Genomic DNA, 21,719 nt, shown 5'->3' on the forward strand with positions numbered 1-21,719 from the left:
ACAAAAAACGAAGGCTGTCCGGCAACCTTCGTATTCCTTTATTTATATATGTTTTTCCGTTATTTCTTAGGAGTATAATTCAGTTCCGCTTTCCTCGCCTGCGAATGTTGGAACTGTCGGGCAACTTTATATTCATGTCCGTCTTTCAACAAATAACTTCCCGTCTGTTTAAACCAAAAACCGACATTCGCTTCCACACATTGGCGGCGAATGTCCAATATCCAATCATAATTGCATACGCGAGCTTCTTTCCCGGACTCTCCTCCGGCTACTACCTGCTCTACCCATCCTTCCAACTCTCCTCTGAAATCAATCGAACTAAGAAGAGGTTCACAGATAATAATTTTATGTTTAATAGGACTTTCTCTATAAATAGGCAGGCGATAATCTACTCTGTCCTGATTCTCCATGGTACAACAAATCGTCACATTGTCATACCCATCTCCCCAGTCCGGTGGCAAACACTGCTGTAGTCTCTCTGTCCGCTTCGTTATGAACATAAAGTGAAGGTCCTGCCGTATCCGCATCATTTCCCATGCTTCAGCACGCCATCTATCTGCATCTTCAATAAGAAAATCGGAAGTAAAGCAGGTATATACCAAGTTCCCTGAAGGTATTTTATATTCTCCATTCTTTTTCTTCTGCAAGGGCAAACCGAACTTTTCTGTCTTTGTCACAACCGAACTGTCTTTTCCATATTTGCCATCTGTGCGATATACGTAGCAATGGCGACAGCCCTCACTCCATTTGTGACAGCCATGCCATAAGTTCCACATCGACGCTTTCTCACCCATCTTCTTTTTTTCTTCAAATGTATGCTTTCTTCGTTTCATAGGCAAATTTTCAGCCCATATCCGACAATTAGGTGGTATAAATTAATAGTGCATCTTCTTTCTCGCTTGAAAAAAGATGCACCAAACACAAACAAAACAAACAATAGAGCTACCTTCACAGGCGGCCGGCCCGAAAGGACCAATACTTTTGATAGTGAAATCTCACTTCACAAATATCCGTATATTTGGGGACTAGCCAAACTCCATTCATGACGGATACAAACAATAAATGTTTCGAAAGGTGACTAATACTATGACTCTAAGCAAGTTTTGTTGCGGAATATAGCAAATGAAGCCCACAGTGAACATTATTTTGTGTTATTTGTACAATTACGAAAAAATAAATTTCATTTATTAAAATTCAATTAAATCAAGCTGACAAGCATATTCGCCTCTATACTCGGGCAGATTATAAAACAAAAAACGGAGGTATGCCAAAACGTATCTCCGCAGATCTGATTATTTAATAAAGACCGTTTAGTATTATCCTCCGTCTGTTGAACTAATTTAAATTCTACGATAAACCTTCTCAAACGGCACTCTGCAGCGTTCCCCCCAAATACCTTTATTTCCATTTCGTATTCCGCAAGAAACCACCATATTTATTTCGGCACCATGAGGTAACTTAAGCAACCTTTTAAGCCTCCGGCTATCCAAGCCTTCCAAAGGGCAGGTATCATATCCTTCATTTGCCATAGCAATCATAAATGTCTGGGCAGCAAGTGCACAGGATTTATGTACTACCACACGCACATCACCTTCGGATACTTCGAGCATCATAGGACGGAAAATGCTGATAATATTAGCTAACAACATTCTGAAAAGTCCTAAAAGACCACAGAAACGGGCATAGACAAACGGCATCAGTATCCCGTAATATAGTTTTCTGTCTTTAATACGTTTTTCCTGCCTGTCTTCAGGACTATTCCGCCGGATATTTCCTGTCTCAAAATCAAGGACGAACTTCGCCCGTTTCCGATACAAGTCACGACGTGTCACGAAAACAACAATCTGCGAAGCCGTAGAAGTTGCTTTCTGATCAAGGCAAGCTCTTGAAACTTTTGCCATTAATTCGGGCTGTGTGATGTGATAAAACTCCCACAGTTGCATATCCGAACTATTAGGAGCCAGAGTTGCCAGTTCCAGACAATGTTTCACTCTCTCTGTATCTATTTTCTTTTCTTTATCATACACTCGTACAGAGCGACGGTAATTTAAAACTTCATCTAAGTTCATATACTGATTGGCTTAATTAAATAATCTTCCATAATGTACTATAATATCAGATGTGGATATAAGTCCATATGAATTAAAACAGAATTGCAGGTTAATTGTATCTTAATTAGCTGCATTTTTAACATTTTATCGTTGCATATATTCAGATAAGACACTAATAAATGCACAAACAAAAACGGGCAAACATGCTATCTGTCACATATTTGCCCACTTACTATAATAAGGTATCCTTTTACTTGCTAGTAATCGAATTCTTCTTACCTTGTTTATTTACAACAGAAGGACTTCCTTTATATTCGATATCACCGCTACCACTAACCTTTGCATCCAACTGCCCGGCAGCATAACAAACTATATCACCCGAACCGGCAACAGTAGCAACGACATTAGTCGCAGCCAGCTTTTCAGCATCAATATCTCCGGAACCATTTACTGTCAGCGCAGCCTTTTGTGCCGAACCTTTCATATTGATATCACCCGAACCGTTAACTTCTGACATTACAATAGTAGCTTTCACATTCTTCAAGTCAATGTCTCCGCTTCCTTTTACCCAAGCATATACATTAGTATATTGCAGATTTTCCGCTTCGATATCTCCTGAACCAGTTATATTCAAATTCAAGTCATTTCCTTTGATAGTACCTTTCAGATATACATCTGCCGAACCTTTAATGTCTACCTGATTCAATGAAGGAGAAGAAGCTATCACTTTCAAACGACGTTCTCCACTAAGAATCTTAACTCCTTTTTTGATATTCACCTGCAATACTCCATTCACAGTAGAGACTTCCAGTAAATCTACCAAATTATCCGAACCATATACAGAAATTGTCGTTTTAGAGCCACTACTCTGACGATATTCAACATCGGGGCTGCCTAATACTCTGATTGAACTAAAGTTGCTTACGTTGTTCAGTTCCTTCGTGATATATTTTTTACTGGGAGTAACGGTCTGTGCCTGTATTCCTATAATAAACAGGAACATCAGCACCACCAACATAGATATAACCTTTAATTTTTTCATAATTTCTTTTCATTAAATATTCTGAATGACAAATATAGGAAGTATATTTCAATTTACAAGAAAAGAATTATAATTTTGCCAACCATTCCCCAAGCTCTTGAAGCCACTTCTGTTTGTACACAAAACTATCATTATAGCCGAATCCATGTCCTCCTGTAGGATAAATGTGCAGGGAGATAGGAATCTCTATTTTCTGTAATCTGGCTGCATACAAAATGCTATTCAGAGGACTTACCACAGCATCGTCCGCAGCTGCTACGATGAAAGCGACTGGTGAACCGGAAGTAACGTGCTCAATCGGTGAATACTGCTCTATTTTATCCGGTGAGTAGGAATTGCCAAACATTCGTTCTCGACAAGGAAGATGTGTCAGGCGATCGTCTACACTCACTACCGGATACATCAGGATTTGGAAATCCGGCTTTTCATCATCCGGTAAAAGAGTAGCTGCACAAGTTGCCAGATATCCTCCGATAGAAGCACCCATAACTCCCAATTTATCGCAAAACTCGGGAATTTTTTCTCGCACCACTTTCAATGCCAACTGAATATCCTGTCCAGGAACATCAGGATTACCATGAGGCATTCTATATTTAAAGACAATATATGTAATTCCCTGCTTCGTAAACCATTCGGCAAAATCAGTACCTTCATGTTCCAGATTAGTCTTCAGAAAGCCACCTCCGGGACACACTATAACACTACTGCCATCAGGCTTGTCACAAGTGAAAACAAATAAAGTTCCTTCGGGAGCATTTTCTACGATTCCGGTCAATTCGGCATTGTCCACTTCTGACAAATTATAGGTCGTCATGGATAAGTCGTCATACAGACTCATACAAATTAATTTCTTCATATCAATTAATATTTAAGTTTCTTCCCTATTTGATGAACAATGGACGGACCTGAATAAATGAATGCCGAATAAATCTGTACCATATCAGCCCCTTGAGAAACCATATCAGCTGCATCCTCCGCTGTCATTATCCCTCCTGCTCCGATAATCAAAAAGTGATGGTCGGTATGCTTGGACAGATAGCGCACTACATGCTGCGATTTCTTACCAATCCCCCGACCACTGACACCACCGTTGCCAATCTTTTCCAACTGTTTTGTTTCTGTCTGATGCAATTCCGAACGGTCCATTGTCGGACCTGTGGCTATAAAGCCTTCTATGGAATATTTACATGCGAGGGAAATGACCAGGTCCAATGCCCTTTCATCTATATCCGCTGGAAGTTTAATGAAAATACTGCACCGTTTGTTCGCTGTCTGACGAAATGTTGTGAGGTTTTCTAAAACTTTAGCAAATGATTCATGATCGATACTGCCCCAGTTTAACGTAAAATAATCTACACTTTCATACAAGCGGGTGAAAACCAACTCAAAATCTTTGATGATCTGTTCACCGGCAGAAAGTGGATTCTTATTGATATTTACTCCGAGCATGTATGAATGTTTTCTATTCTTTCGAATATGTTCCAGAGTAATATCAACACCGCAATTATTGAAACCGGTACGCGAGATCAGTGATTCATCTTTCACCAGCCGTAAGATACGGGGAGAAGGATTTCCCGGCTGACTATCGGGAGTTATAGTGCCCACTTCCAGAAAACCGAAACCAAAGTCTGCCAACTCATCAAACGTTTCCGCATTTTTATCGAATCCGGCAGACAAGCCTACCCGATTTTTAAAGTGCAGATTTCCGTATGAAAAGGGGGCAAAAACTTTATAGTGTCCTCTCACACAACTTCTTAACGGAAGCAGATAACGGTAGAATTTCAGCCAGTTCAAAAGTATTCGATGTACTTTTTCGGGATCAATGCGAAATAACAACGGTCTAACGATTAAATTATACATTTTCAATTATCTGTTTATTAATTAAACATATAGGTCCGCACTTGAAAAATTACTTTTCCACCGTGCTTTTCCACCTGCAAAGTAAGTCCTTTTTAAGCAGATATTGAAGTTCGTTTTTTTTATGCCCGATAACTTTTAATTATCCCCGCCTCTTATAACCTGTATACTGGGTACAAAAATCACTTCCGATCGTCCTTTTATAAAAGTATAAAAGCGATTGGATGAAAATGAATAAAAAGAGATTTATCGGATATCTGTTTGTCATGGTGTCTGTGGGCTGTATCCATGCACAGGAGAAGAAGATACCTACGCAGGAATATAAGCTATGGTATGACCGTCCCGCACAGGTATGGACCGAAGCTTTACCCTTGGGAAACGGGCGTCTGGGGGCTATGGTATATGGAACGCCCGGCACAGAACAAATACAACTAAACGAAGAAACCATTTGGGCAGGACGCCCCAACAACAATGCAAATCCGGACGCATTGGAGTATATCCCGAAGGTGCGTGAACTTGTTTTTGCCGGAAAGTATCTGGAAGCACAGACGCTAGCCACTGAAAAAGTAATGGCAAAAACAAATTCGGGAATGCCTTACCAGAGTTTCGGTGACCTGCGAATAGCCTTTCCCGGACATACCCGTTACTCTGACTATTATCGGGAATTAAGTTTAGACTCTGCACGTGTCATCGTCCGCTATGAAGTAGACGGAGTGCGATATCAGCGTGAAACGATCACCTCATTCACCGATCAGGTAGTGATGATACGGCTGACTGCCAACCGTCCGGGACAAATAACCTTCAACGCACAGCTCACTTCACCCCATCAGGATGTAATGATTAACTCTGAAGAAGGGAACTGTGTAACACTTTCAGGAGTATCTTCCCTGCATGAAGGACTGAAAGGGAAAGTTGAATTTCAAGGCAGACTAACCGCCCGGAATCAAGGAGGAAAAATAGCTTGTGCTGACGGTATTCTTTCTGTCGAAGGAGCCGATGAAGCTACGATCTATGTGTCTATAGCCACTAATTTCAATAACTATCTGGATATCACAGGCAATCAGGCAGAACGTGCAAAGAGTTATTTGTCCGAAGCATTGCTTCATTCTTTCGCAGAATCCAAGAAGAATCATGTGGATTTTTATCGTCGGTATCTGACCAGAGTATCTCTGGATTTAGGAGAAGACCTATATAAGAATGTGACAACCGACAAACGCGTGGAGAATTTCAAAGAGACCCATGATGCACATTTGGTTGCCACTTACTTTCAGTTCGGGCGCTATCTGTTAATCTGCTCTTCACAACCCGGCGGGCAGCCTGCAAATCTACAGGGCATCTGGAATGATAAATTATTCCCCTCATGGGATAGCAAATATACCTGTAATATCAATCTGGAAATGAATTACTGGCCATCGGAAGTGACTAATCTAAGTGAACTGAACGAACCTTTTTTCCGACTTATAAAAGAGGTTAGTGAAAGCGGAAAGGAAACAGCCAAAGTCATGTATGGAGCTAATGGATGGGTATTACATCATAACACAGATATATGGCGCATTACAGGAGCACTCGACAAAGCGCCTTCGGGCATGTGGCCCAGTGGTGGTGCATGGTTGTGCCGTCATCTTTGGGAACACTATCTGTATACCGGAGACATTGAGTTCCTTCGTTCCATTTACCCGATATTAAAAGAATCCGGACTATTCTTTGATGAGATTATGGTGAAAGAACCTGTACACAACTGGCTGATAGTCTGCCCGAGCAACTCACCGGAGAATGTACATTCCGGTAGCAACGGAAAGGCAACTACAGCTGCCGGATGCACAATGGACAATCAATTGATATTCGATCTTTGGACCGCTATTATTTTAGCTTCCCAAATTCTGAATACGGATAAAGAATTTGCAGCTCATCTGGAGCAACGCCTCAAAGAAATGGCTCCCATGCAAGTAGGACATTGGGGACAATTGCAGGAATGGATGTTCGACTGGGATGACCCGAACGATGTACATCGCCATGTATCCCATCTGTACGGACTATTCCCCAGCAACCAGATTTCTCCTTACCGTACTCCGGAACTATTCGATGCGGCACGCACTTCCCTCATTCACCGCGGAGACCCGTCTACCGGATGGAGCATGGGATGGAAAGTATGCTTATGGGCACGACTCCTTGATGGTGACCATGCCTATGAACTAATAGCCGACCAATTAACTTTGGTACGTAACGAAAAGAAAAAAGGAGGTACCTACCCTAACCTGTTCGACGCACACCCACCTTTCCAGATTGACGGAAACTTCGGTTGCGCCGCGGGAATAGCCGAAATGTTGATGCAAAGTTACGATGGTTTTATCTACTTGCTTCCGGCACTTCCTACTCTTTGGAAAGACGGTTCTGTCAAAGGTATTATCGCCCGTGGAGGTTTCGAACTCGATTTGGACTGGAAGAATGGAAAAGTAAATCGTCTGGTTGTGAAATCTCATAAAGGTGGAAACTGCCGTCTGCGTTCACTCAACCCGCTAACCGGCAAAGGCTTGAAACGTGCCAAAGGAGAAAATCCGCACCCTCTCTACGCAGTCCCCACGATTCCCAAACCTTTGGTTAATGAGAAAGCCAACCTGAATAAAGTGGAAATTGCAAAAACATATTTATATGACTTGCCCACCAAAGCAGGAGAAGAATATATACTGATTGGAAAATAATAACTCTACTGATATGAACAGAAACTTATTAAAACTGACTGTTGCTTGTGGAGTCGCTTGCTTCATCGCATGCACAGCACCTCAAAAAACAGAAACTGAAAAATGGAGCGAACGTATGGCACGTTCTGAAATGCAACGTTTTCCCGAACCCTGGATGATTGAAAAAGCCAAGAAACCACGTTGGGGATATACCCACGGGCTCGTAGTAAAATCGATGTTGGAAGAATGGAAACATACGGGAGACAGTACCTATTATGAGTATGCCAAAATCTATGCAGACAGTCTGGTTGATACTGACGGACGTATCAAAACAATGAAATACCTTTCATTCAATATTGATAATGTGAATGGCGGAAAGATTCTTTTCGACCTGTATGCAAAGACAGGAGACGAACGATATAAAATAGCCATGGATACCTTGCGTAAACAAATGGCAGAGCAACCCCGTACAAGTGAAGGAGGATTCTGGCATAAGTTAAGATATCCTCATCAGATGTGGCTGGATGGTATTTTTATGGCTTCTCCTTATTTAGTACAGTATGGTACTACTTTTCAGGAATCTGCCCTATATGATGAAGCCGTGAAGCAGATACTTTTAATAGCCCATAAGACCTATGATCCTGCCACAGGACTTTACTATCACGGATGGGATGAAAGCCGTGAGCAGAAATGGGCAAATCCCGAAACAGGTTGTTCACCTAACTTCTGGAGTCGCAGCATTGGATGGTATGGAGCTGCCATAGTGGATGTACTGGATTATCTGCCACAGGAAACCATCGGACGCGACAGCGTAATACAGATTCTTCAGGGACTGGCAAAAACATTGGTGAAATATCAGGACCCTCAGTCCGGTACTTGGTATCAGGTGACGGATCAGGGAGCGCGTGAAGGAAATTATCTGGAATCTTCGGCAACTGCCTTATTTGTCTACACACTTGCCAAAGCTATTAACAAAGGATATATCGGCAATGAATACATCGAACCTACCCGCAAAGCTTTTGATGGAATGGTCAATACATTTACCCGTCTCGAAGAAGACGGTAGCTACACGATCACCAATTGTTGTGCGGTAGCAGGACTGGGTGGAGACTCGAAAAGATATCGTGACGGTTCATTTGAATATTATATCGGCGAACCGGTTATAGAGAATGATCCGAAGTCAGTAGGTTCTTTTATATTGGCTGCCATTGAATTTGAGAATCTGACGGCGAAATCGAACTAATCCGCATCAGCATAATTTTAATTCGTATTTAAACTAAGAAAACAATAGAATACAATGAGAAAATTCAAGATCCTTCCTCTCTTATTGTTGCTGTTAACATTGGCAACCACTGTCTCAGCACAGAAGAAAACACAAAAAACGTATATCCCATGGAGCAACGGCAAGCTCGTTGTTTCTGAAGAAGGACGTTATCTGAAACACGAAAACGGCACTCCTTTCTTCTGGCTGGGAGAAACCGGCTGGCTGCTGCCTGAACGTCTGAATCGTGACGAAGCCGAATATTATCTGGAACAATGCAAACGCCGCGGATATAACGTGATTCAGGTTCAGACATTGAATAATGTCCCGTCTATGAATATCTACGGACAGTATTCAATGACTGACGGCTACAACTTCAAGAATATCAATCAGAAAGGTGTATATGGTTATTGGGATCATATGGATTACATTATCCGTACCGCAGCAAAGAAAGGTCTTTATATCGGCATGGTCTGCATCTGGGGAAGTCCGGTAAGTCATGGTGAAATGAATGTAGATCAGGCAAAAGCTTATGGTAAGTTCTTGGCGGAACGTTATAAAGATGAGCCTAATATTATCTGGTTTATCGGCGGTGATATCCGTGGTGATGTGAAAACTGCCGAATGGGAAGCCTTGGCAACCTCCATCAAGGCAATTGATAAAAATCATCTGATGACATTCCATCCACGTGGCAGAACGACTTCTGCAACTTGGTTCAACAATGCTCCCTGGCTGGATTTCAATATGTTCCAAAGCGGACACCGCCGTTATGGGCAACGTTTCGGCGACGGCGACTATCCTATTGAAGAAAATACGGAAGAAGACAACTGGCGCTTTGTAGAACGCAGTATGGCTATGAAACCCATGAAACCTGTCATAGACGGTGAACCCATCTACGAGGAAATACCTCACGGCCTGCATGACGAGAATGAATTATTATGGAAAGATTATGATGTACGTCGATATGCTTATTGGTCTGTATTTGCCGGTTCTTTCGGACATACCTATGGTCACAATTCTATTATGCAATTTATCAAACCGGGTGTAGGCGGTGCTTATGGTGCTAAGAAACCTTGGTATGATGCTTTGAATGATCCCGGATACAATCAAATGAAGTATCTGAAGAATCTGATGCTGACTTTCCCATTCTTCGAACGCGTACCGGATCAATCTATCATTGCCGGACAAAACGGTGAACGGTATGACCGTGCCATTGCGACACGCGGTAATGATTATCTGATGGTATATAACTATACCGGACGTCCGATGGAAGTTGATTTCAGCAAAATTAGTGGTGCTAAAAAGAATGCCTGGTGGTACACTACCAAAGATGGCAAACTGAAATACATCGGTGAGTTTGATAACGGTGTGCACAAGTTCCAGCATGACAGCGGTTACAGCAGCGGAAACGATCATATCCTTATTGTAGTAGACAGTAGTAAAGACTATGTGAATAAGGATTGGACAGAACTTCCGGACCGCCAAGGTGCCGGAGTCTAATTAGTAATCACTCTCTTTATCTAATTTACACTCATGAATAAGAAAATACAACTATTATTATTTTCTTTACTGCTTCTTGGAGCAGGTTCATTACGTGCAGCCATAGACGTAACCAACCTGCGGACAGAGCAGCTAAAGAATCCATTAGGCATCGATACACGCCAGCCCCGACTGGGTTGGCGTATCGAGTCGGATGAACAGAATGTGATGCAAACTGCGTATCACATTCTTGTTGCATCTTCCCCGGAGCTATTGGCACAAGGAAAAGGAGATATGTGGGATTCCGGAAAAATAGAAACGGATGCTTCCCAATGGATTACCTATCAGGGAGAACCACTGAAGTGCAATGCTCCCTATTACTGGAAAGTAAAAGTATATACCAATAAAGGAGAAGCGAACTGGAGTAACCCGGCTTTCTGGAGCATGGGGTTATTCAATGAAGCAGACTGGAGAGGCCAATGGATTGGTCTGGACCGGGCAGCTCCGGGCGATAGTGAAACTCAATGGAGCCGCTTGGCAGCCCGTTATCTTCGCAAAGAATTTGCATTGAAGAAAGAGGTGAAACGAGCCATGGTGCACGTTGCCGGAATGGGGCTGTATGAGTTATTCATCAACGGACAACGTATTGGTGACCAAGTGCTGGCACCTGTCCCTACCGATTACCGGAAAACAATTCTATATAATACTTATGATGTCACGTCTCAGCTTCAGAAAGAAAATGCAATCGGAGTAACCTTAGGCAACGGTCGTTTTTATACCATGCGCCAGAATTACAAACCGTATAAAATACCTACTTTCGGCTATCCGAAGCTTCGCCTGAATCTGATTGTAGAGTATACGGATGGAAACAAAGAAACAATCGTCTCGGACATCTCTTGGAAATTAACGACTGAAGGACCGGTCCGCAGCAACAACGAGTATGATGGCGAAGAATATGACGCACGCAAAGAATTGGGAAACTGGACGTTGACAGGATACGATGATAAGGGGTGGACACCTGCCCAACGCGTCAGCATTCCCAGTGGAACATTACGTGCACAGATGATACCGGGCATGAAAGTAACGGAAACTCTAAAGCCGCTTTCTATCAAGAAACTTGGTGATAAATACATTATGGATACCGGCCAAAATCTGGCAGGATGGGTACGCTTCCGTATCAAAGGTCAGGCAGGCGACAGTATTCGCCTTCATTTCGCAGAGCGTTTAGAATCAAATGGGGAAATCTTTACGAAGAATCTGCGCGATGCGCATTGTACGGATATATATGTAGTTAGCGGACATGAACCGCAAGGTGCAACCTGGGCTCCCAGTTTTGTGTATCATGGTTTCCGCTATGTGGAAATCAGTGGGTATCCCGATGCAAAAGTAGAAGATTTCACTGTGGAAGTCGTAGAAGACGAAATGGATCATGTCGGTTCTTTCTCCTGTTCAGACGAGACATTAAATCAGATCATACGCAACGCATTCTGGGGCATCCGGAGCAATTATAAAGGGATGCCGGTAGACTGCCCGCAACGTAACGAACGCCAGCCTTGGCTAGGCGATCATGCAATGGGTTGCTGGGGTGAAAGCATGTTCTTCGACAATCATGCGATGTACAACAAATGGGCACGTGATATCCGCGAAGCACAGCGCGAAGACGGATGCATCCCCGATGTAGCTCCGGCTTTTTGGAATTACTATTCGGATAATGTGACCTGGCCCGCTACCCTACCCTTGGTCTGCGATATGCTCTTTACCAACTATGGAGACAAACGCCCGATAGAAGATAATTATCCTGCTATCAAAAAATGGGTATCTCATATCCGTGAGTATTATATGACAAAGGATTACATTATAACCAAAGACAAATATGGTGACTGGTGCGTTCCTCCCGAATCGTTAGAAATGATTCATAGCCAAGATCCTGCCCGCAAAACGGATGGTGCACTGATAGCTACCGCTTATTACCTGAAAGTATTGCAATTAATGCATCGTTTTGCCAGCATTCAAGGGTTAACAGCCGACGCTAAAGAGTGGGAAGACCTGGAACATAAAATGAAAGATGCGTTTAATGCGCGTTTTCTTCATGCGAAGGAAGGAACATCGCTCGTACCCGGTCATACATTGTATCCGGATAGTATTTTCTATGGCAATAATACTGTAACAGCGAATATTTTACCGTTAGCCTTCGGTCTTGTGCCCAAGCCATACATTAAGGAAGTGGCCAAGAATGCCGTTACGACCATTATTACAACGAATAAAGGACATATCAGTACCGGAGTAATCGGTACACAATGGCTAATGCGTGAATTGAGCCGTAGGGGGCATGCAGATGTAGCATATCTCTTAGCCACCAATGATACATATCCTTCGTGGGGGTATATGGCTGCACAAGGTGCCACTACCATCTGGGAGCTTTGGAACGGTGATACTGCAAATCCAGGTATGAACAGTGGAAACCACGTGATGCTCTTAGGCGACCTACTTCCCTGGTGCTTCAATAATCTGGCTGGTATCCGTGCCGACCGTTGGAAATCCGGCTATAAACATATTGTTTTCCAGCCTGCTTTTGAAATTCAGGAATTGAGTAACGTGGATGCTTCTTATATGAGTATCTATGGAAAGATTACCAGCCAATGGAAAAAGGCTCCCATGCATCTGGAATGGGATATCGAACTTCCTGCCAATACAACAGGAGAAGTGCACCTGCCGGATGGACGAAAAGAAAAAATAGGTTCCGGCAAATATCATTTCAGCGTAGATATACCAACACGGAACGCCGCCATCATCAGTGATGAATTTCTATATGAAAAAGCTTCTTTCCCCGAATGTCACGGGGCAACCATTGTGGAGTTGAAAAACGGTGACTTGGTAGCTTCTTTCTTCGGTGGTACCAAAGAACGTAATCCGGATTGTTGCATCTGGGTATGCCGCAAAGCCAAAGGGGCAAAAGAATGGACAGCTCCCAAACTTGCAGCTGACGGTGTGTTTGCACTCAATGATCCTAATGCTGAGATTGCAGGCATCGACACTGCCTGCACACCTGTAAAGGACACAAAAGGGAAACTGACAGCCCGCAGAAAAGCATGCTGGAACCCAGTATTATTCCAAATACCCGGAGGTGACTTGATCTTATTCTATAAAATAGGATTAAGTGTAGCCGACTGGACCGGATGGTTGGTTCGTTCCAAAGACGGAGGTAAAACATGGAGCAAGCGTGAAGCACTCCCCCAAGGATTTTTAGGTCCTATCAAGAACAAACCCGAATACATCAATGGGCGTATCATCTGTCCATCAAGCAGGGAAGGAAAAGGAGGATGGCGCATCCATTTTGAATATTCGGATGATAAAGGTAAAACTTGGAAAACGACGGAATCAGTACCGGCAGAGTTGTCTGTTCCGACTCAGAATCGTAAAAAAGGTGGTATTAACGTAGATGACCAAGAGGCAGGAGAAGCTATCCAAGGGAAAGGTGCACAGCCGATTCTCGCCATCCAACCCAGTATTCTAAAACATAAGGATGGAAGATTACAAGTACTTTGCCGTACACGTAATGCATTATTGGCAACAGCCTGGAGTAGCGACAATGGTGAAACATGGAATAAAGTGACATTGAGCAATGTCCCGAACAATAATTCCGGAACAGATGCTGTAACGATGAGTGACGGACGTCACATACTCATTTACAACAATTTCTCAACACAGCCCGGTACACCGAAAGGACCTCGTACTCCACTATGTGTTGCCATTTCAGAGGATGGCATTCATTGGAAACCTGTCCTTACACTGGAAGATAGTCCTATCAGCCAATATTCCTATCCAAGTATTATTCAAGGTAAAGACGGCAAGTTACATGCGATTTATACTTGGCGTCGCCAACGGATTAAGTATGCGGAAATAGATCCGTCAAAGCTTAAGTAGTAGCTGAATAAAAAAACAGATTCTCTGTTATAATTATACCGCACTGACAATTATCGTGTCAGCGCGGTATTTTTATTATTTACAGGTTTATCAATATTCCTTTACCGAATAAATAGCATACACCACAAATCAAAAAACAAGACACGCACGGACATAAAGTTTGCTGATCTTATAGTCCCAATCCATGGCACCGACGTAGGTGTCGGCATAGTATGCGTTGAGAAACGGATCGTAGCCGTCCTCCGAACTTGACCAATACCCCAATTTCCACCCATAGTCATTATCCCCAGTAGCTTTCTTGATAGCGGATAAAAGATTAGCCTTATTGTACATCCAATACCAACATTGACCTAGCGAGGGTAAAAACCAGCCACTACTATTCGCAGGGGCAGGATAACTATATTCATAGCCTTCCGTACCATCCGTTATCCAATAGACAGTGGGAAAAACATCCTTTAAAGTTCTATTCTCACTTTCTGCAAACGAAATGATTCTTTGTGTATTCTTATAACCGTAGAAACCGATACTCGGCTCACCGCTGTCTATAGCAGCAAGACTCCAAAGCCCCCATGTACAAGCATTTCCTCCATTGGCATCATAAAGCGCAAGAACGTAACCATGCACGGTATGCATCTCTGTTATACCATCTTTCTGTTTGTATTTACAATAATCTACCCATTCGCCTCCACTGTCTTTACCCGACTTCAGAACGATACCCAAGCAGTCCATATCTGCGGAAAGAGCAGTAACATCGCCGGGAATCAAATAGCCGTTATTACTTTCATCCTTGCAATAAAAATCGCCCATTTGAACTTTATCCAATGTATAATCACCTATATCTTTTAAAATCGGGGTAAATGTATAACAGGTATTGGCAGATAAATCTGTATAGGGCATCGCACCACTATACATCTCTTTGTTATATCCATAAAGCCAATGAACCTTTGCCCTTTTCGGAGAAATAATTACCTGATAACTGCCGTCATTCACCTGGTAAGGGAAAAGAGACTCAGTTCCGATATTGAAACTCACATCACTAATGGAAGAAGGAACATAAGTAAAGTCCCTCCTTCCTTTAATTTTGCATTTTATGGAAGGAGACAACGAAAGTAAGGAATAAGCATGTTCAAATAGTATATCTAATTTTTTTAGCGGTCTACCACTCGTGTCACTCCATACCAACAAATCGGAAGCACGGTAGGCATCCTTGCTGCGTTGATCACCCTCCGGTAAGAATATTCCTTTTAGACCATCTATGTTAATCACATTATCCGCTTCCTTACTATACGGAAAGTAGGCAAAGTAAACCGTGGCTTTATTGTCGTAGTATATGGCTGTTTTTCCTTCACCATTGCTGCTGTCGAAGCTCCAAATGCTACCATCATATTTGTAAGGTATGTTGTCGGATAGTACATTATTATCTGCATCCAGCACAATGACACCGATACGATCCCCATTTTCGAAAGTGGTTGCACTTCCGCTATCCGTGACACGAATATTGGAGATATCGTTAATAGCAAAATCACCAACACGAACATTCAGTTGCAATGCTTCACCGTCTTGCTGCACCATACCCGAATCTATTTTTTCATCACCATTGCAAGCCATGAAGGATAATAACGAGAGCAACAACAAATACTTCAAATTCTTTTTCATACTCTTTTTTCTATATATTATTAAAAAGTCAAGATGACACGGGTAGAATTCTTATCCGACATGTTCTTTGCATGGTCATTATAAAGAGTACTACCTAATATGAAATTCCTCTCGATATCAGAAGCTAGAACTGTTTTTAAGACGTTTAACATTATTCATAACCACTAACAGTTTGATATTTTTAACACTATGTGCAAGTAAAAAAGTCTCATATTTTAATTACCTGCCAATAGAAATCTCTAGATAATATAAAAAAACAGATCATTATAAGGTTTATTTCCTCAGAAGTCCGGCGTTATAAAGTTATCAAATTCATGATCAATGATAATGTAAACATCAATGTTCTAGATTATTGGGGAATTACTTATTCATATTCATAATATAACACCAACCCAAGCAAGGGATATTATTATGCTTAGCTTTAAGGTTAAAAGTTGCTCATTTTTCTTCAAAGCACTGATTTTCAGCAGCCATTATAATGACTCTTGAGTAATTTTGCCTTTTCGAATAAATATATTATTTTTGTTCCTCAGATTTAAAAATGAAGAACTCATGGCAGACAATTATATAGAAAGACAGCAAGAGCAATACGAGGCGAGAAAAGCAGCTTGGAAACAAGCGCAAAAATATGGTAAAAAGAAATCGCCATCAACTAACCAGATAAAATCAGAACAACCGACTGTAATTACTTCAAAGCCGAACTGCTTGAAAAGAAGGGTGTTCGTTACAGGCGGAGCTGAAGGTATCGGCAAGGCTATCGTAGCATCTTTCTGCCAAGCCGGGCATCAAGTCGCTTTCTGTGATATTAACGAAGTAGCAGGACAACAAATAGCTCAAAATAGCGGAGCTACATTCTATCCGGTCGATGTCAGTGATAAAGATGCACTTGAAAGTTGTATGCAACATATTCTGAAAGAATGGGGAGATATCGATATTATAGTCAACAACGTAGGTATCAGCAAGTTCTCTCCTATCACAGAAACAAGCGTGGAAGATTTCGACAAAATCCTGTCTATCAATCTGCGTCCGGTTTTCATCACCTCACGTGCACTCGCTATCCATCGTAAAGGTCTGTCCACTCCTAATGTATATGGAAGAATTATCAATATTTGCTCTACAAGATATCTGATGAGCGAATCGGGAAGTGAAGGCTATGCTGCCTCAAAAGGTGGCATTTATTCGCTTACACATGCATTGGCAACATCACTGTCAGAATGGAATATTACTGTAAATTCCATTGCTCCGGGATGGATACAAACACAAAATTATGATCAACTCCGACCGGAAGACCATATGCAGCATCCCTCCAAGCGGGTAGGCAAACCCGAAGATATCGCACGTATGTGCCTATTCCTTTGTCAGGATGAGAATGACTTTATCAATGGCGAGAATATCACTATTGACGGAGGAATGAGTAAAAAGATGATATATACAGAATAGATAAAGGCTTATGACTCCTTTCTACCGATTCTATTCAATGCACTTTTGGTAACTTCAACCCCGGTTTTCACAATAGAAGCTGCGTGATTGAATGCAAGCATATCATAAGCATTGCCGGACATCTCAATCAAAATATCAGGTTGACAACGATCTATCTGGTAACGGGTGATTTGTTGCATCATCATTCTTGAGGATTCTGTCAATAGATTGTAAGGACTCATCTTCTTTTTCTTGCCACAATCAATCGGGGCATTTACATCCACTGCAATCAGAATATCTCCTTCAGTACGATGCACATGCTTCAACGGAAGAGGATTTAAAATTCCCCCGTCAATCAATACCATACCATCTTTCCGCAACGGACGGAAAACCATCGGAATAGAAATGGATGCCCGGATGGCCTCATGCAGACTTCCTCTGTCAAACCTTACTTCCTGATCACATACAATATCCGTAGCCATTGCCACATAAGGAATCGGCAGGTCTTCGATATTCATATCCGGAATGATCTGTTTTAATTCTTTAATGAAGCGGTCACCTTTTACCAGCCCGTCCCGACTTAAGGTTAAGTCGGCCAGTTCCCACATTTTACGCTTATCCCAGCTATACAACCATTCTTTACACTCCTCCATCTTTCCCGAAGCATACATCGCTCCTACCATCGCTCCCATTGAACTTCCTGCAATAGAAGTTATCTCATAATTATGACGGAGCAATTCTTCGATGGCTCCAATATGTGCAATACCCCGTGCACCACCCATAGAAAGTACTAATGCGACTTTTTGCTTATTCATATACTATACGTTTCTGTTAGTTGTCTACAAATTAACACATTTCCTGCGAAAAAGATGTCCGGCTAACTCTATTTTTCACATAATGTATGATACACCAAGAGCAGCAATCCTCTTTTTCCAAAGGTATTGCCGCTCTTAATGTACATTATATGATTATCTCTTATTCCTAACTAAGGTTTATTTCTTTCCCTGTGCCTTTTTCTCTGCGTTCCTTTTATTCACATAATCCTTAAACATCTGGCGCCAGTTACGCCCATGTTCGTTAAAATACTGTTCGCATTTAGTTTTATAGATTTCGAAGATAGCAGAAATCTGTTTCATGTTCTTGTAGTCAATAGCCTGCTCACGAGCCAGCTTCAGTTGTTCCAGGACAAATGCTGTTTCTTCTTCCGTCATATCAGGTACAATAGCCTGATATCCTTTTAGAGTGAATGCAACTTTTCCAACAGTATATTTATCAAGGATCTGTTCCACCTGTTCTTCTGTCAATACCCTGCGCAAGTCTTTCATCAACTTTTCATGTATCTCTTTCGGCATAGCAGAGTCAGCAATCATTTCACGGTCAAGTTTACTCAATAGTTTGCCTGTCAACGGATTGATGCCGGCAGGAATCGTGGTATAAGGATGGTCATTGTGCCAATCGCGAACCTTACGCAGATGATTGTAAATAGTAGTAATTGCAAATCCGGCTTTACTCTCGTCATTCAGGTTCAGTGAGGCTACCCAGTCCATCGCTTTCTTTTCAAGAGAAGTATCCGAGTTTAGTCTGGCAAATACTTTCTTGTCAAAATAAGCTGCTACTTTATCGAAAGAACGAATGGCGCCCTCCGGTAATAGCTCTCCCTTCTCTCCAAAACTATACATGGCAGCTTCGGGTTCAATAGTAACTTTACTTTCATCCAGTTTCTTCTTGTCCAAATGAAACACATCGGCAAAAAAATCATAAACAGCATTTCGTTTATTCGGGCCAAAATCGTGTTTCTCATTGGGAAGGTGTACATTTGTAACCTTATCCTTTGCATGGTAGAAACCATAAATACGTTGCAGATAAGGAAATTCTAACGTAGGAACACTGGCTGTCCAATCTCCGCCATCAGAAACAATCAGTTGTGGAAGCGGAGCAAATGTCGCAGCCAATTCTGCGTTACAAGTGCCTCCTGCCGAGAGCTGAATAGGCATGCCACTTTCGCAGGGACATCCCCCGTCGAAATGGGAAGCCAGGCTCACTACCGGAGCAGAAGCCGTAAAACGATCATCCAATACACTTAGTAACACTGTATGTGTACCACCACCGGAACCACCATTCGCTCCGATACGACCGGTATCAATATCTTTCCGGGAAGCAAGCATATAATCAAGAATCAGCAAACCATTCATCGCCTGAATAGTATGCGCCGCACTGCTACGATGCGCCGCACTGCCAACCTGTAATATAGATTCTCCCCATCCGAATAAGTCATAATCCACACAAATAGCTCCCATACGGGCCAAAGTGCCCATGCGCTGTTGCTGATCCTCACGATAACGTCCACCGCCAAAATGTCCGTTCGGACATATAATCAGTGCATGCTTCCCTTTTGATTGAGGGGTGTAAATAGAGCCGCAGACATACAATCCGGGAAGTGTTTCAAGTGCAAAGTTCTGTACAGTATAGCCATCAAACTTTCGTGTTTTCGAGAGAATAGCCTCCGACTTAACACATTGGGCCAACATAGCATCAATGCCCAAACGCTGACGGACTTCTTTCTTCAAAGAATCCGTACGCAATCCGAATGTTTGCTTATCAGCATAAAGGGTGTTCAGATACGCCAACATCTTTTCCCCATCCTCATCCGTCCGACGGGGATATTCGTAAGCTTTCAACTTATACATATTTCCCTTCTGCTTGACAAACTTGTAGTCAAAAGGTGCAAGTACATTTGTCAGCGACTCTTCCACTGAATAAGGACGAATACGGAAATCAGCGTAAGACAATACTTTGCCTACTGTATCAATATCGTATTTCAAGCGGACTCCAAAACGGTTTTGAATATCCGTCAGAACTTCATTTAAGGGACGGGCAAATTCCGTCTCATATCTTTGTGTTTGCGCCTCTGCCGAAAGGGATGCGGCAAGCAGCATTGTGAAAAGTATCCGTTTCATTTATTTAAGTTTTAATTCCTCACCATTGACAATCACATCATCCATCGTAATGCGTTCACAATCTTCAAAGATGCATTTCTGCTTTCCTCCCTGAATATGGATATCACGTAATACAATATCTGATATCGGAGCTTCTTCTAATCCGACTATTTTTATCGGTGTTTTTACATCTGTAACAGTCATCCCACTGATATGTACATTACGAAAGATTGGGGTGCGTTCACTCTTCGGTTCTGCCGGCATCGGACTGTATTTCAAGTTTAAAACGACAGCTTCTTGCTTGATATTGCTCATCACAATATTGCTGACACGAATATCTTCAACGACTCCTCCCCTTCCACGAGTTGACTTAATGCGGATACCTCGCTCAGTCCCGTCAAACACGCAGTTGGAAATAGTCACTTTACGCACACTTCCACTCATTTCGCTGCCAATAACAACACCACCATGCCCGGAAAGCATTGTACAATTGGTTATAGTGATATTTTCACAAGGTACTCCCAAACGTCGGGCTTGTGCATCTCTTCCCGATTTAATCGTAATACAGTCATCACCTACTGAAATATGACAATCGCTGATATGTACATTCCGGCAGGATTCCGGATTGATGCCATCTGTATTAGGAGAAGGAACATTATCAATCGTAATTCCTTTGATAGTCACATTATCACAGAATTCCGGGTTTACAGTCCAGAAAGGGGAATTGACAATTTTCACTCCCTCAATCTTTACCTTCTTACAACGAACAGGCTGAATGAACGGAGGACGGAAAAAACGTCGCTGCAATGTGCTTACATAATCCTTATTTGTTTCAGTATAAATGGCCGTAGTATCATTCTCTGCATCCCACATAGGCTGATATTTATTCAGATCATGCATACCGTTATCTTTCAGGTCAATCATGACCCGGAAAAACTCCATCCACCATTTTTTACCTTGTCCGTCCAAAGTTCCTTCGCCCTTGATCGTAATATTCTCTGCATCCACTGCATAGATTAAAGGTTGGAAACTTTTCATCATCACTCCTTCGTGACGGACTTCCACAAAAGGAAGATAATCATCAAAGTTATCTGAGAAAAGTAACGTGGCACCAGCTTCCAGCTCCAAGGTTATATTACTTTTCAACCGGATACTTCCTGTCAGGTAAGTTCCCGCCGGAAAGAAAAGGGTTCCTCCACCATTACGGTTCAGACGGTCAATCGTAGTGTTGATCAACTTTGTATTAAGAACTTTGCCATTTGCCTTTGCACCGATTTTCAACATGTCTACACGTTCGGCATGAAGAACAGTGGCTGCACAAAGGCACAGGAATGCCAAAAGAGTTGTTCGTAAATTCATAATCTATTATATTAAAGAATACTTCTTCATCATTTCCATTCAAGAAATTCGTGCCTA

The 21,719-nt window shown here is 42.2% G+C and carries 14 protein-coding genes; 5 read left to right on the forward strand and 9 right to left on the reverse strand.

What is annotated here, in order from left to right:
- Positions 1-59: 59 nt before the first annotated feature.
- From K6V30_RS17265 to K6V30_RS17285, 5 genes are all read right to left on the reverse strand, one after another.
- Entirely contained in the window at positions 60-794 is a 735-nt protein-coding gene (locus K6V30_RS17265; RefSeq protein ID WP_055270782.1) for a DUF5131 family protein, read from the reverse strand.
- Between the two features lie 546 nt (positions 795-1,340).
- The gene (locus K6V30_RS17270) at positions 1,341-2,069 is read right to left on the reverse strand and encodes a nitroreductase family protein (RefSeq protein WP_010537926.1); all 729 of its coding nucleotides are present in this window, start codon (positions 2,067-2,069) and stop codon (positions 1,341-1,343) included.
- A gap of 232 nt (positions 2,070-2,301) precedes the next feature.
- Positions 2,302-3,093 carry a head GIN domain-containing protein gene (locus K6V30_RS17275; protein ID WP_055270748.1) on the reverse strand — a complete coding sequence of 264 codons (792 nt, stop codon included), beginning with the start codon at positions 3,091-3,093 and terminating at the stop codon, positions 2,302-2,304.
- 67 nt (positions 3,094-3,160) lie between these two features.
- Positions 3,161-3,949 (reverse strand): alpha/beta hydrolase, encoded by a 789-nt coding sequence (locus K6V30_RS17280; protein WP_070101333.1) that lies wholly within the window; start codon positions 3,947-3,949, stop codon positions 3,161-3,163.
- A 5-nt stretch (positions 3,950-3,954) separates the two neighbouring features.
- The gene (locus K6V30_RS17285; protein ID WP_055270746.1) at positions 3,955-4,953 is read right to left on the reverse strand and encodes a quinone-dependent dihydroorotate dehydrogenase; all 999 of its coding nucleotides are present in this window, start codon (positions 4,951-4,953) and stop codon (positions 3,955-3,957) included.
- A 227-nt stretch (positions 4,954-5,180) separates the two neighbouring features.
- Between K6V30_RS17285 and K6V30_RS17290 the strand changes: the two genes are divergently transcribed.
- The 4 genes from K6V30_RS17290 to K6V30_RS17305 are packed head-to-tail and all read left to right on the forward strand — an operon-like array spanning position 5,181 to position 14,292.
- Positions 5,181-7,649 (forward strand): glycoside hydrolase family 95 protein, encoded by a 2,469-nt coding sequence (locus K6V30_RS17290; protein ID WP_168166584.1) that lies wholly within the window; start codon positions 5,181-5,183, stop codon positions 7,647-7,649.
- Positions 7,650-7,662: 13 nt separating this feature from the next.
- The gene (locus tag K6V30_RS17295; protein WP_055270776.1) at positions 7,663-8,871 is read left to right on the forward strand and encodes a glycoside hydrolase family 88/105 protein; all 1,209 of its coding nucleotides are present in this window, start codon (positions 7,663-7,665) and stop codon (positions 8,869-8,871) included.
- Between the two features lie 54 nt (positions 8,872-8,925).
- Entirely contained in the window at positions 8,926-10,389 is a 1,464-nt protein-coding gene (locus tag K6V30_RS17300; RefSeq protein ID WP_055270744.1) for a glycoside hydrolase family 140 protein, read from the forward strand.
- 33 nt (positions 10,390-10,422) lie between these two features.
- Positions 10,423-14,292, forward strand: a complete 3,870-nt coding sequence (locus K6V30_RS17305) for a family 78 glycoside hydrolase catalytic domain (protein WP_055270742.1) — start codon at positions 10,423-10,425, stop codon at positions 14,290-14,292.
- A gap of 129 nt (positions 14,293-14,421) precedes the next feature.
- On the opposite strand, the gene K6V30_RS17310 is transcribed toward K6V30_RS17305, so the two are convergent.
- Positions 14,422-15,948, reverse strand: a complete 1,527-nt coding sequence (locus K6V30_RS17310) for a fimbrillin family protein (protein ID WP_055270740.1) — start codon at positions 15,946-15,948, stop codon at positions 14,422-14,424.
- Positions 15,949-16,500: 552 nt separating this feature from the next.
- On the opposite strand from K6V30_RS17310, the gene K6V30_RS17315 reads away from it, so the two are divergent.
- Positions 16,501-17,388, forward strand: a complete 888-nt coding sequence (locus K6V30_RS17315) for an SDR family NAD(P)-dependent oxidoreductase (RefSeq protein WP_055270738.1) — start codon at positions 16,501-16,503, stop codon at positions 17,386-17,388.
- Between the two features lie 8 nt (positions 17,389-17,396).
- On the opposite strand, the gene K6V30_RS17320 is transcribed toward K6V30_RS17315, so the two are convergent.
- The 3 genes from K6V30_RS17320 to K6V30_RS17330 form a co-directional block, all read right to left on the reverse strand.
- Complete coding sequence (locus K6V30_RS17320) at positions 17,397-18,182, reverse strand: patatin-like phospholipase family protein (RefSeq protein WP_055270736.1); 786 nt, start codon at positions 18,180-18,182, stop codon at positions 17,397-17,399.
- A 177-nt stretch (positions 18,183-18,359) separates the two neighbouring features.
- Positions 18,360-20,324 carry a 6-O-methylesterase gene (locus K6V30_RS17325; protein WP_055270734.1) on the reverse strand — a complete coding sequence of 655 codons (1,965 nt, stop codon included), beginning with the start codon at positions 20,322-20,324 and terminating at the stop codon, positions 18,360-18,362.
- Positions 20,325-21,662, reverse strand: a complete 1,338-nt coding sequence (locus K6V30_RS17330; RefSeq protein WP_055270732.1) for a glycoside hydrolase family 28 protein — start codon at positions 21,660-21,662, stop codon at positions 20,325-20,327.
- Positions 21,663-21,719 lie beyond the last annotated feature (57 nt).

This window comes from Bacteroides faecis (assembly GCF_020091505.1).
Classification (GTDB): domain Bacteria; phylum Bacteroidota; class Bacteroidia; order Bacteroidales; family Bacteroidaceae; genus Bacteroides; species Bacteroides faecis.